This is a genomic window from Citromicrobium bathyomarinum (assembly GCF_021021475.1).
GTDB classification, from domain to species: domain Bacteria; phylum Pseudomonadota; class Alphaproteobacteria; order Sphingomonadales; family Sphingomonadaceae; genus Alteriqipengyuania; species Alteriqipengyuania bathyomarina.
Window position 1 is genome coordinate 150,549 of record NZ_JAINWL010000004.1, and the last position, 15,234, is coordinate 165,782.

At 64.0% G+C, this 15,234-nt stretch carries 14 protein-coding genes; 6 read left to right on the plus strand and 8 right to left on the minus strand.

All coding sequences use genetic code 11. From position 1 onward, the window contains the following. Window positions 1-161 precede the first annotated feature (161 nt). Window positions 162-908 (plus strand): hypothetical protein, encoded by a 747-nt coding sequence (locus K7H93_RS14910; protein WP_230784289.1) that lies wholly within the window; start codon window positions 162-164, stop codon window positions 906-908. Window positions 909-1,634: 726 nt separating this feature from the next. Here the strand turns inward: K7H93_RS14910 and K7H93_RS14915 are convergent. The 6 genes from K7H93_RS14915 to K7H93_RS14940 all read right to left on the minus strand — a co-directional run bounded on the left by K7H93_RS14915 (window position 1,635) and on the right by K7H93_RS14940 (window position 7,752). Then, window positions 1,635-2,246 (minus strand): hypothetical protein, encoded by a 612-nt coding sequence (locus K7H93_RS14915; protein ID WP_230784290.1) that lies wholly within the window; start codon window positions 2,244-2,246, stop codon window positions 1,635-1,637. A gap of 49 nt (window positions 2,247-2,295) precedes the next feature. Next, on the minus strand, window positions 2,296-2,898 hold the full coding sequence (locus tag K7H93_RS14920) for a hypothetical protein (RefSeq protein ID WP_230784291.1): 603 nt from the start codon (window positions 2,896-2,898) through the stop codon (window positions 2,296-2,298). A 588-nt stretch (window positions 2,899-3,486) separates the two neighbouring features. Further along, on the minus strand, window positions 3,487-5,814 hold the full coding sequence (locus K7H93_RS14925) for a DUF5906 domain-containing protein (protein WP_230784292.1): 2,328 nt from the start codon (window positions 5,812-5,814) through the stop codon (window positions 3,487-3,489). A 124-nt stretch (window positions 5,815-5,938) separates the two neighbouring features. Next, window positions 5,939-6,172 (minus strand): helix-turn-helix domain-containing protein, encoded by a 234-nt coding sequence (locus K7H93_RS14930; protein WP_230784293.1) that lies wholly within the window; start codon window positions 6,170-6,172, stop codon window positions 5,939-5,941. 94 nt (window positions 6,173-6,266) lie between these two features. After that, window positions 6,267-6,497 (minus strand): helix-turn-helix domain-containing protein, encoded by a 231-nt coding sequence (locus K7H93_RS14935; protein ID WP_230784294.1) that lies wholly within the window; start codon window positions 6,495-6,497, stop codon window positions 6,267-6,269. Between the two features lie 58 nt (window positions 6,498-6,555). Further along, window positions 6,556-7,752 carry a tyrosine-type recombinase/integrase gene (locus K7H93_RS14940; protein ID WP_230784295.1) on the minus strand — a complete coding sequence of 399 codons (1,197 nt, stop codon included), beginning with the start codon at window positions 7,750-7,752 and terminating at the stop codon, window positions 6,556-6,558. Window positions 7,753-8,112: 360 nt separating this feature from the next. Here K7H93_RS14940 and K7H93_RS14945 point away from each other — a divergent pair, with 360 nt between their 5' ends. The 4 genes from K7H93_RS14945 to K7H93_RS14960 all read left to right on the plus strand — a co-directional run bounded on the left by K7H93_RS14945 (window position 8,113) and on the right by K7H93_RS14960 (window position 10,989). Continuing rightward, window positions 8,113-8,664, plus strand: a complete 552-nt coding sequence (locus K7H93_RS14945) for an AbiU2 domain-containing protein (RefSeq protein ID WP_230784296.1) — start codon at window positions 8,113-8,115, stop codon at window positions 8,662-8,664. 250 nt (window positions 8,665-8,914) lie between these two features. Further along, window positions 8,915-10,180 carry a 3,4-dihydroxy-2-butanone-4-phosphate synthase gene (gene ribB, locus K7H93_RS14950; protein ID WP_230784297.1) on the plus strand — a complete coding sequence of 422 codons (1,266 nt, stop codon included), beginning with the start codon at window positions 8,915-8,917 and terminating at the stop codon, window positions 10,178-10,180. Window positions 10,181-10,184: 4 nt separating this feature from the next. Next, a complete protein-coding gene (ribH, locus tag K7H93_RS14955) occupies window positions 10,185-10,613 on the plus strand; it encodes a 6,7-dimethyl-8-ribityllumazine synthase (RefSeq protein WP_010237930.1) in 429 nt (142 codons plus the stop codon). A gap of 49 nt (window positions 10,614-10,662) precedes the next feature. Next, window positions 10,663-10,989 (plus strand): hypothetical protein, encoded by a 327-nt coding sequence (locus K7H93_RS14960; RefSeq protein WP_230784298.1) that lies wholly within the window; start codon window positions 10,663-10,665, stop codon window positions 10,987-10,989. Window positions 10,990-10,995: 6 nt separating this feature from the next. On the opposite strand, the gene K7H93_RS14965 is transcribed toward K7H93_RS14960, so the two are convergent. Next, on the minus strand, window positions 10,996-13,080 hold the full coding sequence (locus K7H93_RS14965) for a M13 family metallopeptidase (protein WP_230784299.1): 2,085 nt from the start codon (window positions 13,078-13,080) through the stop codon (window positions 10,996-10,998). A 136-nt stretch (window positions 13,081-13,216) separates the two neighbouring features. After that, on the minus strand, window positions 13,217-14,503 hold the full coding sequence (gene eno, locus K7H93_RS14970; protein WP_230784300.1) for a phosphopyruvate hydratase: 1,287 nt from the start codon (window positions 14,501-14,503) through the stop codon (window positions 13,217-13,219). 168 nt (window positions 14,504-14,671) lie between these two features. Between eno and K7H93_RS14975 the strand changes: the two genes are divergently transcribed. Continuing rightward, a complete protein-coding gene (locus K7H93_RS14975; RefSeq protein WP_222823744.1) occupies window positions 14,672-15,220 on the plus strand; it encodes a hypothetical protein in 549 nt (182 codons plus the stop codon). The last annotated feature ends 14 nt before the right edge of the window (window positions 15,221-15,234 follow it).

A 15,234-nucleotide genomic window follows, 5' to 3' on the forward strand; every position in this document is an offset into this window, starting at 1 on the left:
TCGTTTGCTAAACCTGGACGTGTCCAGATAAGCGGTACTCCTTCCAGTACCACGGGGCAGTTCTCTCGCGCAGCAGGTTGAGATTGCTACTCTTGTCCCCCGAACTCCTGCCGATACCAAATCAGTGGGCCTCTCTTCCGGGCTTCTGCTAGCGTCTGCAGATGTTCAGCGAATCCATCCCTGTCGGCTTTCTCAGCAAAGCGTGCGACCTCCTGGCCGATACCAACTCGGGTATGTCGGGCCCCAACGTCGTACGTGCAATGAACGGGTATGCCGACCAGTGGGACGTTCGGGTGCCCTATCCCTCGTATCCGTTTGACGCCCCCAATAAGCGAACCGCGTTGCTTGAGAGCATTCAGGCCTTCGCGCCTCCGCAGCAGTTCCTCATCATCGAGGAGCTATGCGAGCATCATTCCTTCCCGGTCGGATCGTCGAGCAAGCAGGAACGGATGAAGCTGAAGGCAGAGCTCTACTCGCGCTTCGGCGACCTACGGCCAGACAAAGAGGTCCGCGAACTCGATGTCCCCCTCATCGACGACACCCGCCACTGGCTTCACGCTCACCCGACCGCACTCGCGAAGCTTGAGGAGGCCAAGCTTAAGTACGATGCGGGCATCTTCCAGCGCAATCTCATCGACGATTTGCGTCTAGGGTTGGAGCTGCTGCTCAAGAGTGTGCTCGACAACGGCAAGAGCCTTGAAAACCAAGTCCAGCCCATCGGTGCGAGGCTCAAGGCGAGCGGGTCGTCCCCACAGTTCACCAACATGTTCACCCGCCTGCTGGACTACTATTGCAAGTATCAGAACGAGCATGTGAAGCACGACGACAAGCTGCCTGAGGAGGAGGTCGAGTTCATCTTCGAGATGACCGCCTCGTTCATGAAGCATATCGTCCGGGTCACAGGCTGATATTGGGGATTTGGGAGCCCGCCCTACTGGACAAAAATGCCTAAAAACAGTATGATAACTTCAACTATGAAGTAATCCCGGAGACCCCTCATGACGTATAAAAGGCCCTCACATGCGACGAAATGGAGCCGCCAGAGGATTGCTAGCGCTCGTTCGCGCACATGCGTAGCTTCCCGACAATCAGCCGAGGGCAACACGGTTGGTGAAATCGTCTCGGCTGATTGTCGGGAAGCTACGCAGTGAAAAAGCGTCGCATGTCTCCGATTGTACCCAAGCGCGCGATCTTGGCAAGATCATACCGAGAACATATCCCCAGTTAGATCGGTGCTCAACACGGTACCTCCGCGAAAGCGCGTAGCCCAACTCCCTGAACCGGCTTCGCTTCTAGCGCGCTTGCCCACCTATACGGTGTCAGGCGGGCTTGCCGCAGCAGTGCGGCGCCACTAAGTAAACACGTAACAACCACTTCGGGGGTTGGGTGGGGTTCGAATCCCCTGGCTGCACTAGTTCTTGGCGCCCTCCTTTTCACCCTCCGCGCTTGCGGAATGAAACTCGAGGAGAGCAATATGAACAAAAAGCGATCGATTTCGAATAAGACCGCCTGTGTCAGTAAGAACCGTACTGTTATGCTAATGTCGATACTCGTCCCAATTTTCGATACCGTCTGGGCGTTTGGAGTTAGTGTAGCTGCGGGGTTGGCTATCTCCACTCCCACCCGAAGTGGGTTCAGCGCCCCGGCTTGACCAGCCGCAGCCCCTCAATGCCCGACGACCCTTCGTGCGGGCGACTGGCGCGCTTCGCGCTCTCGGCCCGGTCGGCCAGCTCGTCGGTTACCTCGACCGGCGCCTCCCGGAACTGCTTCTGCTGATCCTCCGCGCGCGCCATCCAAGTGTCGAGGCTCTCCATGCCGGGCACGACCAGGACGCCGCCGCCCTGCACTACCTGGCCCTTGCCGTCGTCGCGGTCGCGCCAGCCGTACTGGCTCTTCCCCAGGAAGATCGCGGCCACTGTATCGCCCGCCTTCGCCATGCCCATCAGGATGTCGCGCAGTTCCGCCTCCTCGGCGTCCTTGCGGGCCTCGACCGCGTCCATCAGCGCCTCGCTGCCGTCCACGATCCGCTTGAGCGTCTTAACGGTCGTGCCGAGCGCACGGGCGATCTGGTGGCGGGGGTAGCCCTCGGACAGCGCGGCAGCGATCGCATCGAGTGCCTCGGCGGTCGGCTGGCCGCCTTCGAAGGGGATCGGTGCCAGGGGTGGGCGCGGCGCCGCCTCGTCCAGCGGGTCGGCCATCGCCCCCGCCCTCTCCCGCCTCGCTCGCTTCTTCGGTGATCCTGCCATTCGCGGGCACATGCCGCGCGGGCGTGGGCGCGAGACGCCAGCAAATGAGTTAAAGCTTGAGACGCTTACGGGCGGATCGTTCAAATTCTTCGAGGCTGGCGAACAGAGATTGGGCGGCATCGTTAAGTTCGTCGATCCGCTTCACGACGAAATCTTCGGGAAAGTCGGGGTTTCCCTGATCGGGATGCACCGTACCGAGACTTGAATTGCCACCGAGGGGGCCTGTGTGCCTAGCGACCATGGCTGTGAACTCTTCAGTTTTAACCCGGACTGGCTCCCACTTTTCCTGTACCTTGAGATCTACGTATTCGTAGGTTGCGTCGTCCCAATGAGACATCTCGAACAAGCCATCTGCCTTGTTAAAGACGAATGAGTGACCGAAGTCTTGGTCTCGCAGAAGACTCTTCGCGCCAGGGCCATAAGCTTTCCTGAAGTTTTCAAAGAGCTCAAGATCGTGCGGACTAACCGCCCGTTCCACCGAGGTGATCTCAGACCAAATCCACAGGGCGAGCGCAGTGAGCGCAGCAACAAGCTCCGCAGCATCCAATTGCCAGTTCTCATCCGGCCAGAGAAAGACGCTTACGGCAGCAACAGCAGCCAAGCCCAATCCAATTCTAGCCCACACCGAACCGAACGCTTTGGTCACGCCCATTCGTCCACCCTTCCCTACTCAAACCGGTACTCAGTCCAGTGCCTGTGACCGGAGGGGAAAGTCAACGCGCTGGAAACCATAGGTAACAGTCCTCTAGCTCCCACGACACTCGATCAGTGGGCCTCGCACGCGGGCGCACGTGTGCGGGCATTATGCGCCCGCGCGCGCCTTTTGCGATCGGACGGAGGACGGATGGCAGCACCTGGACGCCCCAACTCCCCACGGCCCACGTTCCGCCTCGGGACACGCGGGTGAGTGCTGTCTCCCCAGTGTATCCCTCCAGTGTCTCCCTGAAAGTCTATGTTTTCTAAGCATTTATGTATGAGAGAGACAGGGGTAGAGAGGGATACAGTGCTTTTTAGTCGTACAGGAAAAAACGGGGTGGCGATCTGTCCAGCCGGTGGGGGTCGCCAGGTGCCTGTTCGACTGTGGGGGCGGTCGTCGCGTTTTTTCCATGGGAACCCGGAACGCGCTGTCTCCCGCCGTCCCCTGTCTCCCGGTACGGCTTTTCCTTTACGGATCAGCGCCTTGCCGGGAGACAGGCGGGAGACACCACGGGAGACAGCACTCGCCCGCGTGCGCGCCCGGTCAGTCCTTCTCGCCCGCGAGGTCGTGCTTCTGGGTCAGGAACTCGTCGGCGCGCTGGATGGCGGTCATGCCCGCGTAACGCTCGTGGTCCCTCAGTGACCAGAGGCGCTCGGTCGGGCGACCGTGGAGGCCGCCGCCCTTCTTCGTGCACCGGTCGTGCGGCTGGGCGCCGATCTCCCGCAGCCACTCCTCCACGTGGCGCTTCACCTGCGTGTGGCCGATCCGGTCGATCGACTTCTGGACCTCCCTCGTAGCGAGGATGTCCTCGTGCATGGCGATCAGGTCGCGGCCGGGCTCGAACGGCTCTAGGCCCTCCTCGCGCGCGGCCTCCAGTATCTGGATGACGCGCGGCCGGGAGAGGTCGATCTGCCGCTTGAGCTCTTCGGTCCTCGGCTGGCTCTTGCGCGGGTGGAAGTCCGAGATGTCGCGCTCCAAGAGCTCATGGAGCATGGCGGCTTTGCCGCCCTCGTCCATCTGCTTGCGCAGCGCCGTGAAGAACGCGTGGTCGCCCTTGAACTTGCTGCTGACGCGGTTCGTGACCAGGCGCCGCTCGTCCTCCGTCGCCTGCCAGACCCAGGGGTTGTTCGAGGCGCCCATGACGTGGAGGTAGTTGCGGCACACCACGGCGTCCTTGCCCTTCCCCTCGATCACGACGGTAGGCTCGGTGATGAGCGCCTTGATCTGGCCCTCCGCCTTCTTGTCCCCTGCCCAGAGTGCCTCGTCGGCGAAGAGGAAGATGCAGTCGCGCATGTGCGCGTTGAAGTGACCGCCGAAGTGGTCGGGGTTGTTGACGTGCATGCCGTGGCGGCCCGCGAGCTCGCAGAGGGCGCGGCAGTACGTACCCTTGCCGGTGCCCTTCTCGCCCACGAAGAACACGGCGACCTCGGCGGGCTTGTCCGGGTGCTGGACCATGAAGGCCGACCAGTCGAGCACGTAGTCGTAGAGCTCTTGGTTCCCGTCGCAGAGACCCTCTAGCAGGAGGCGCTTCATCAGCGACCAGTCACCGGGCGCGGGCTTCACCGTCCACCCGGTCCAAAGGTTGAGCACCTTGGCGCTCGCCGGGATGCGGTTTGCGGGGTCGAACTTGACCGCCGTGGCGCGGTTGCGCCCCGGCCACCGGAGCCACGAGCTGGCGACCGGCACGGTCGTCTCGCGGCCCTGCGGCGTCTCGCCAGGGACCGAGTAGCCTGCGAGGTTGTCGAGGAAGTCCTGCTTCTTCTGGACCTCCCAGTAGGTGCGGTCGAGCTCGTAGTCCCAGACCTGCCTGTAGACCCGGAACCCGCCGTCGTCCTTGGTGGCGATGTAGCCCTGCCGGTTCACCTCCTCGACCGTCTGCGGGAGCTTGGTCTGGCGGTGGAGCCGGGCCTGCACCTTCGCCTCCTTGCGCGTGATCGTTCCGGCAGGCGGCGGCTCGTCGTAGTCGGCGAAGTCTGCGGCCGCCTCCTCGTAGTCGGGCCCGACCTCCAGGTTGACGCCCGCGTCGACCAAGTGCTTGCGGAGCGTGGCGAAGGTGACGCGCCCGTCCTTGCTGCTGTCGAGGCTGTCCCACCGCCTTGCGTTGCTCTGTTCGTGCCCCTCATACGCGAGGTCGCCGGCGGACCACTGGACGAACTCGTCGCAGGCGGCCCCGCCGGTCGCGTCGTGGCAGGCCATCATCAGCTCCAGCCACCTGCCATGGTCTCGGTAGTCCTCGACCGGCAACTTTTCGAGCGCCAGCGCCAGCCACTCGGGCGACTTGGCACCCGGCGCGACTGTACGGACCGATCGCTTGGGACGCTTCACGAGCTCCATGAGCGCGGCTGGCGCGACCGGGAGGCCCAGGCCCTCGTCGAGCGGGTCGAGGTCCCTCTCCACCACGTAGGGCTTGCCGGTGTCGGGGTGCACCGAGCCGGGCGCGACCACCTGGCCTCCGACGAACTTGAGGTCGATGCCGGGGAAGCCGTCCTTGGCCAGGTCGCGCTTGATGCGACCGGTCCCTTCCGGGAGGCGCATGTATACGTGCCAGCCTCCGCTGCCGGTGCGGACAGCCGGGAACCCGGAGAGGTCGTCGCCGATCTGCGCCTTCAGCCGCTCGAACGGATCGTCTCCCTTGTCGAAGTTGCGGGGGTCCACGTCGAGCACCAAGTCGTCGGGCCCGAGCGCCACGCCCACGTTGCCGCCTGCGGCGACTCGCGAGTACGCCTCGTCCGCGCCGAAGCGGGCGGCTGGGTCGGTCGTCCACCCCTTCTTGACCGGCGTCTTGCCGTCCAAGGCGATGAAGGTGGCTTCGTTCAAGAATGCTGGTGCTTCGGCCCGGTCGGCGGGGCTATTCGTCAGTTCGTCAGACACTTCCAAATCCTACTCGTCATGGGGCTGCAGTCGCTGTCTGTTCGCGAGGCCATTCCATTCCCTCGCTCTGCATTGAGGGCGTCCCCGTCTTGTCCAGCGGGGGCGCCCTTTTGCTTTGCGGCAGTCACTGGGAGACGTCCTGCCGGTAGGCGTCCAGGTCGTGGCGCAGGTAGAACCACCGCCCGCCGTCTTTGTGGGCCCGCGGCCCTTTGCCCTTGCACCTGTACCAGCGGAGGGACGCCTCGCTCAGTCCTAGGTATTCGGCGGCCTCGATCGGTGTAAGGATCCCTTCTCGGAGACGCGCCTCTCGCGCGGCCTCCCTCTCTGCGACCGATAGGCCGATGACTGATTGTAGCATCTCTCGCATCCTTGCTTCTGCTGAGCGGATGCGCACCCCTACGCCCGGTGCCGCGGGCGTGGGACCAACGTTTAATCGCTTGAGCAAATCATGGTCAGCCGCCGCTGCAGACGAACTCGTCGAGCTCGTCCCGGTGGTAGCGGACCAGCCGACCCTGGATGACGTGGTAGCGCGGCCCCTTCCCCTCGGCCCGCCAGGTCTTCATCGTGCCGGGCTTAGTGCCGAGATACGCTGCGGCGCCTTCGCTATCGAGCCACGGCGTCTGCGCCCTCGCCAGTTCCTGGCGCACCGCTAGGCGCACGTCTTCGATCGTCAGTCCGTCCACTCGTCCCTCCTTAGGCTGGGAGCGGACGAGTGGACGGCGGCGACCCGGAACTAACCCATCACTCGGGCGCGGGCAGCGCAGGCGTGAAGCCCATCGGGTCCACCACGCGGCCATCGGATGTCTCGGTGAAGCCCGGATGAGCTGCCGCGAAGACCAGGTCTTCGAGCGCCTGTGCGTGCTTCCTGAGGTGCTCGACGAGGTGCTCGGCGTGTACGTAGCCGCCAGAAGCGCCTGGTAGCTTCTGGCCGAGAAGCAGCGCGCTCTCGGCGTAGCCAACGCCCGCCTGGATATAGAGCGTGCGGGCGTGGTGGCGGTACTCGTGCGGGCTCGGCAGACCCCGCTCCTTCGGCTCTTCGATGTGCCCGCTGCGGCTGGTCGGCGAAGGCCAGAGCCACTCGCTACCCAGCGGCCTGTCCGCCTCCATCCGAGCGTTGAGCACCTTGGACAGCCGCCACCCGATCGGAAGGCTGAGCGGCTCGTCGGAGGTCTTCATGTGTGTCAGCGTCAGGACACCGCGCTCCACGTCCACGTCCTGCCTGCGTACGTTCAGGATCGAGGACCGGCGCGCTCCGGTCAGGAGCATCGCCACATGGAGGTCGCGCCTGGCAGGGGTCAGCTCCATTACCTTGCCCCACCACTCCCTCAGGTCCAGCGGCGCCACCTTGCGCCTGCGAGTGGTCGGCACCCGCAGCGCGGCCACAGGGTTGCCCTCGAGGCTCTCGTCGATGCGCATGGCCGTGTTGATGACTGCCCTGAGCGTCCGCATGACCGAGGCGGCGGTCGGCTCCCCGTGCTTCCGCTTCAGGTCGGCGAACAAATCACGGACCATCTGGCGGGAGATGTCGGCCACGGCCTTGTTTCGCCAGTTCTTCAGGTAGTGGTTCAAGTGGTAGCGGTAGCCCTCGACCGTCCGCGGCCTCCGCTGCTTCTCCTCCAAGTGGGCGTCTAGGGCTGCGGAAAGCGTGATGCCCGTCTCGTCCGGGCCGTCGGTCGGGTCCACCCCGCTCTGTATCTGGCTCATCAGCACGCGGGCGCGGTTGCGGGCATCCCGCAACCCGATCCTGTCGACCCGGTCGATCTTGACCCGCACCGTGCGGACGTGGCGGCCGTTCCGCCTCACATCCCCCTGCACGGCATAGGACTTGGTGGTCTTGTGGCAGATGACCATCAGGCCCTTCACCTCGGTGTCCCTGTGGATGCCGGACCCTAGTGCGAGGTCTCGGATGCGGGCTTCGGTCAGCTTCGTCACGGCCATGGCGACATTCTCCTTCAATTACCGCGCCAAGCACCGAGCGGCTGCCACCCTTGGCTGCCCTCCGCTGACGCTGATTGCCTGGAATGTCGCGGTTTTACTGGCCCGCGAGCGCCTAACTGACCATGATTGACCCCCGTTGACCCCGCTATGCCGCACTCTTAATCAGCGGGTCCTAGGTTCGAACCCTAGTGCGTCCACCATTTCTTCCCTTGAAATCGCTGTGAAACTCTGGCGTCGGCTACGCAGCAGAAAGGGCGCTGATCTGACGCTAGGTAGCGCTGTAGGTAGCTTTTGCTTTGCAAAGGTTGGCCGGGTTGCACCCCTTCCTGGGCGCGGCAATATCCTCCATAACCATGCCCCATGGCTGCGCCCCTCCCTCTGAAAGAGCAGATCATCGCCGCTGGGCGCATGGCTCTGCGCTGTCACACCCATCTCGCGCTTTGGAGGCTCACTGCTGGGGTGGAAGGGAGAGCCAGGCACAGAGAGGTGCTGGCGGATCATTGGGAGCACATCAGGTTCCTGGAGCATGGCCAGCTATTCACGGCTGTGATTGAGCTGCACTCTCTGTTGGATGCCAACCCTGCCACCATCAATCTGCCCCACCTTACAGATGAGCTGGAGGCTGAGCATGGCCCGCAGACACTGATCAGGCAGGCGCTAAGGGAGGCAGAGGCCACCTTTGGAAAGCTGCGCAAACTGCGGAATGGGGTCTATGCTCACCGCACCAAGCGCAAAGCCTATGCGGATATGTTTAAGCAGGCGGCGATCACTCCAGATCAGCTCCAGGAGCTGTCAGTGCTGGCAATCGCGATTACAAATGAGCTGAGGGAGGCCATCGACTTGGAAGCGGAGGCTCCAACCACCCTGCCAGCCGAATTTTACGAGCGGATGCTGGAGCAGCTGGCAAAGTGAGGGGGTAGGACGATGGGTCCGTACGCGATGATCAAACGAGGTTCCAAAGATGTTTCCGATGAGGCGTGGGAGCCTCGCGCGCGGCTGTATCCTCGGGCTTCGCGCATCACCGACATCACCCATCGTCGCCACTATTCGACCTGATGTCCCTTCACAGACAGCGGGGGTGCGCCTCGCCGGCAGCTTCGCATCAGGAAAATGTGCACCCCTCCTTCCCATATCACATCGTAATGTGATAGCGGCCTTCGCCATGAGCGAATCGACCATTATCCGAGTCCGCGAGGCCATCGCCTCCGGCAGCATGACCCGCGCCGCCCTTGCCCGCGCGGCCGGGCTCCACGCCAACACCCTGCGCGATTGCGGAGACGAAGACTGGAACCCCACCGCCGAGACCCTACGCAAGCTCGACGCATTCCTCGACGCGCAGGACGAAACGCCCGTGCTCGTCGGGATCGAGGAAATCATCGAGGAAGCGCGCAACGGGCGCATGTTCGTGCTGGTCGACGACGAAGACCGCGAGAATGAGGGCGACCTCGTCATCCCCGCGCAGATGGCGACGCCCGATGCGGTCAACTTCATGGCGACCCACGGGCGCGGCCTGATCTGCCTGACATTGCAGCGCCAGCGCGTCGAAGCGCTCGGCCTCGAACTGATGAGCCGCAGCAACGGCAGCCGCCACGAAACCGCCTTCACCGTCAGCATCGAAGCGCGCGAAGGCGTCACCACCGGGATCAGCGCCGCCGACCGTGCGCGGACCATTGCGGTGGCGATTGATCCGACCCGCGGCGCGCAGGATATCGTGACCCCGGGCCATGTCTTTCCGCTGATCGCGCGCGACGGCGGCGTGCTGGTGCGCGCGGGGCATACCGAAGCCGCGGTCGATATCTCGCGCCTCGCCGGGCTTAACCCCTCGGGCGTGATCTGCGAGATCATGAACGAAGACGGGACGATGGCCCGGCTCGACAATCTGATCGACTTCGCTCGTCGTCACCGGCTCAAGATCGGGACCATCCGCGATCTGATCGAATACCGCATGAAGCACGACCACCTCGTGGAACGTGCTGGCGAAAGCACCTTCACCAGCGCGCATGGCGGCGAATGGCGGGCGATCAACTATCGCAGCACGGTGGATGGTAGCGTCTCCGTGGTGCTGCAGAAGGGGCAGGTCCATTCCGACCGCTCCACTCTTGTGCGCATGCACCGCATCTCTCTGTTCGACGACGTGCTCGGCCGGTCGGGAGACAAGCGCGACACCCTGCAGCGCGCAATGCGCACGATCGGCGATGAAGGCAGCGGCCTGATCGTGTGCCTGATGCCGGGCCAGCCCGACAAGCTGCAGGCGGAAGTCGCCGGCCGGCCTGCGGGCGGGGACCTGCGCGAATACGGTATCGGTGCGCAAATCCTTGCCGATCTCGGCGTATCCGAAATGACCCTGCTGACCAATTCCCACCGCAATGTGATCGGCCTCGAAGGCTATGGCATCACCGTGGTGGGCGAACGCCCTATTCCGGAGTAATTTGATGGCCCGTTTCCTGATCGTCGAAGCGCGTTTCTACGCCGAGCTGAACGATAAGCTGATCGAAGGCGCGCGTGCCGCGCTGGAAGACGCCGGACACCAGGCCGACGTGCTGACCGTTCCCGGCGCGCTCGAAATCCCCGGCGCCATCGCGCTCGCGGCGGAGAGCGGCCAGTACGATGGCTTCGTGGCCATCGGCGTGGTCATCCGGGGTGAGACCTATCACTTCGAAATCGTCGCCGGCGAAAGTGCCCGCGCGATCATGGCGCTGACGATGGACGGCATCGCCATCGGCAACGGGATCATCACGGTCGAGAACGAGATCCAGGCCCAGGTTCGCGCGGATCCGGCGCAGAAGAACAAGGGCGGCGAAGCGGCGAAGGCGGCCATCGCGCTGCTCGATATCGCAGGCAGGTTCGCCGACCGAAGCTAACCTTCCCTAATTGCGGGGCGTGCCTCGCGCCTCGCGAATTGGTGCGGTCATGAACGGACCGCTCGAATGGATCGCCGCGATCGGCACGATGATCGCCGCAGGACTGATTGCCGCCGACCTCGGTCGCAAGGCAACCGGCTGGGGCTTCGTCCTGTTCTGCGCGGTCGCGGTGACGTGGGTCGCCTCAGGCCTGATCGAGAATGCCATCCCCATCGCGGCGATGAACGCGATCCTGCTGCTGATCAACGCATGGGGCGTGTGGCAGTACCTGCTCAGCCCCAAGAGCCGGAAGAAGATCGAGAAACTCGAACGGCTCGAGCAAGAGGCTGAAAAGGAAGTGGAGGCGGAGGAGAGCCGCGCGCCCTCCTCCGCCTGATCGCTGTTACCAGACCTTCACGCGCTTCTCGGGCGGCAGGTACAGCTTGTCGCCTTCCTTCACGTCGAACGCCTTGTACCAGGCATCCATATTGCGCACGGTCAGCGCACGGTACTGGCCCGGCGCGTGGCCGTCGGTCGCGATCCGCTGGCGCAGCGCGGCTTCGCGCATCTTGGTCGCCCAGGTCTGCGCGTAGGCGATGAAGAAGCGCTGATCGCCGGTAAACCCGTCGATCACGGGCGCTTCCTTGCCCCCGAGCGAGGCGTGATAGGCATCATAGGCCGCCTGAAGCCCTGCGATGTCGGCGATGTTCTCGCCGAGTGTCAGCTCGCCCTTCACGTTGAGGCCGGGGAACGGCTCGTACGTATCGTACTGGGCGGCCAGAGCCTTGCCCGCTTCCTCGAACTTCTTGCGATCGGCATCGGTCCACCAGTCGCGCATCGCACCGGTGGAATCGAATTCCGCGCCGTTATTGTCGAAACTGTGGCTGATCTCGTGGCCGATGACCGCACCGATTGCGCCGTAGTTATAGGCCGGGTCCGCCTTGGGATCGAAGAACGGCGGCTGCAGGATCGCGGCGGGGAAGTTCAGCGCGTTCTGCACCGGCAGGTTCACCGCGTTGACCAGCTGCGCGTTCATCCACCATTCGCCCTTGTCGAGTGGCTTGCCTATCTTGGCCAGCTGCTGACGGTAACGCAGCTTTTCCGCCGCCTGGACGTCGGCATAGGCATCGCCTTCCTTGATCGTCAGGCTGTCGTAGTCCGTCCACTCATCGGGATAGCCGACGCCGACTTCCATGGTCTCGACCTTCTTCTTGGCCTCGGCCTTGGTCTCTGGCGCCATCCAGTCGACCGCTTCGATGCGGTTGGCGAAGGCATCCTTGATATTGTCGACCATGCCCTTGATCTCGGCCTTGGCCGAGGCGGGGAAGTATTTCTCGACGTAGAGCTTGCCCAGCGCATCGCCCATGTAGGTGTTGACCGCGGCCAGCGCGCGCTTGTCGCGCGGGCGCTGCTGCTCGGTGCCCGACAGGGTCTTGCCGTAGAAATCGAAGCTCATCTGGTCGAGCTTGGTCGGCAGCACGGCGGTGTTGGCGTTGATCTGGTGGAACACCAGCCAGTCTTTCCACGCCTCCAGCGGCTCGCTCTCGACCAGCTTGGAAAGCCCGGTGATCGCACTCGGGTGATAGGCGTCGAAGGTCTTGAAACCATCGAGCTGCGCCGCCTTGAAGAAGGAGTCCCAGTCCATCCCCGGCGCCTTCGCCTCGAAGTCCTTCTTCGACCATAGCGAGCTGGCGGTGGCCCAGTCGTCGCTATCCTCGCGGCTGACATGCGCCTTGGCGATCTTCATTTCCAGATCGTAGATCCGCTTCGCCTTCGCGTCGGCATCGTCGATATCCGCCGCCTTGAGCAGATTGGCGATGTAGGTCTGATAATCGCCGCGCAGCCCGGCCATCTTGGCGTCGGAGGAGAGGTAATATTCGCGCTCCGGCAGGCCGAGGCCGCCCTGCAGGATGTAGGGGACCACTTCGCCACCCTTGAGCGCCTGCGTCACGAACACGCCGAACAGGTTCTCGGTCTCGAAATCGGTCGCGTTCAGCGGGTCGACATCGGCGCGGACCTGGCTGCCGAGCACCTTGGCCAGCTGCTGCTTGTCCGAAATGCCCTCGAAGCGGTTCAGGTCGGCCTGGATCGGCTTCATGCCCGCGGCGTCGATCGCCTTGGTGTCGAGGAAGGCCTGGTAGAATTTCTTGACCTTGGCCGCGTCGGTGCCGGGCTCGGGATCGGAACTCACGATCTCCTTGATCAGCGCGGCGATGTTCTTTTCGGTCTGCTGGTCGGCGATGAAGAAGCCGCCCACGCTCGACCGGTCTGCCGGGATTTCGGTCTCATCGTACCACTTGCCGTCGGCATAGCGGAAGAAGTCGTCGCCCGGATTGGCCGAGGTATCCATCCAGTCGGGCCGGATGCCCAGCTCGGTGCCGGGGGTGGAGGCGACCTGCTCGCTCGCGTCGGGGCTGTTGCAGGCGACAGGGCCAAGCGCGGCGACAGCGGTGCCGAGCATGAGCGCGGCGATGAGACGTGTTTTCATAGGGGAATCCTCGCGGCCCGGCAGAGCGTCGGGTCTTCTGCGAGGGCCGATCTAGGCCCCTGATTCGGCTGCCGCAATCGCGGCTCGTCGAAAGAATGGCGGGTTTGGTCGAAAAACCGCCCCCGCCCTTCCGCGATTATCGCGCCAGGCGACCGAAGCAGGCGTGGCCCGCGTAATGCGCGCTGTCGCCCAGCTCTTCCTCGATCCGGATCAGCTGGTTGTACTTGGCGAGCCGGTCCGACCGGGCGAGGCTGCCGGTCTTGATCTGCCCGCAGTTCGTGGCGACGGCGAGATCGGCGATGGTGGAATCCTCGGTCTCGCCCGAACGGTGGCTCATCACCGCCGTGTAGCCCGCGCGGTGCGCGATATCGACCGCGTCGAGCGTTTCGGACAGCGTGCCGATCTGGTTGACCTTGACCAGCAGCGAGTTGGCGAGGCCGCGCGCGATCCCGTCACGCAGACGCGCCGGGTTGGTCACGAACAGATCGTCGCCGACCAGCTGGACGGTGTCGCCAATCTTGTCGGTCAGCGCCTTCCAGCCTTCGAAATCGTCTTCGGCCATGCCGTCTTCGATCGAGCGGATCGGGTAGTCGTTGCACAGCGCGGCGAGGTAGTCCGCCATCTCGACGCCCGAGAGCGTCGCGTCTTCGCCTGCCAGCACATACTTGCCGTCCTTGAAGAACTCGGTCGATGCGCAGTCGAGCGCCAGCACGATGTCGCTGCCCGGTGCGAACCCGGCCTTCTCGATCGACTGCATGATCAGGTCGAGCGCATCGCGGGTGCTGCCGATATTGGGGGCGAAGCCGCCTTCGTCGCCCACCGAGGTGGAAAGGCCCTTGGCGCTCAGTTCCTTCTTGAGCGTATGGAACACCTCCGCGCCCCACCGCACCGCTTCGGCGAGCGTGGGCGCGCCGACCGGCATGATCATGAATTCCTGGATGTCGATCGGGTTGTCGGCATGTTCGCCGCCATTGATGATGTTCATCATCGGCACCGGCAGGACATGCGCGGACACGCCCCCGACATAGCTCCACAGCGGCAGGCCGCGCGCATTGGCACCGGCCTTCGCGACCGCGAGGCTGGTGCCCAGCAGCGCGTTGGCACCCAGACGGCTCTTGTTCTCGGTCCCGTCGAGTGCGATCAGCATCGTATCGATGTCGCGCTGGTCCTCCGCGTCCACGCCCAGCAGGGCATCGGTGATGTCGTTGTTGACCGCGTCGATCGCCTTGGTGACGCCCTTGCCCAGATAGCGATCCTTGTCGCCATCGCGCAGTTCCACCGCTTCGTGCGCACCGGTCGACGCGCCAGAGGGCACTGCGGCGCGGCCGAAGCTGCCGTCTTCCAGCAGGCAATCCACTTCGACGGTCGGATTCCCCCGGCTGTCGAGAATTTCGCGCGCGTGCAGGTCGATAATGGCAGTCATTGGGCCTCCGGTCTCAGTCATGCTATCCAGGCCGGAAGAATACGGGCCGACCTTGGTTTCGGCGCGGCTTATGCGGTGGAACGAACCCATGCAAGCTGCGTTGCAACATACGAGGACGGAGCCGCGTTCGGCCTGTCGAATACGAATTGCAATAACAGGGAAACACCCATGGCTACTGACGACAAGATCAACGACACCAGTGCGGTTCCGCTGACCACCGATGCCGCGGGTGCCCCTGCCGGCTCGGCCGCCGCCGAGGGAACGCTCGGCGGCAAGGAAGAAGCCAAGTCGCGCTTCAACTCCGCGCTCGACGAAGCCAAGGCCGGTGCCCAGGCGCTGCGCGGCGAAGCCAGCCAGCGTGCGCAGGTCTACAAGGAACAGGCCGCCGCCAAGGGCAGCGAATACAAGGATCAGGCGCTGGCCAAGGGCGGCGAACTGGCCGTCGAAGGCAAGCACAAGGCGAGCGAAGCGCTCACCTCGCTGAGCAGGCTGGTCGCCGAGAACGCGGCCAAGATCGACGACAATTTCGGCCCGAAATATGGCGACCACGCCCGCAACGCCGCCCGCGGCCTGCAGGATGCGGCGAGCCATATCGACACCAAGTCCTACGACGAACTGGGTGACGAAGCGCGCCAGTTCGTGCGCAAGAACCCCGGCCTGTCCGTCGGCCTCGCGGCCTTCGGCGGCTACGTCCTCGCCCGCATGTTCCGCCGCTGAGCGGAGCCGGCGAG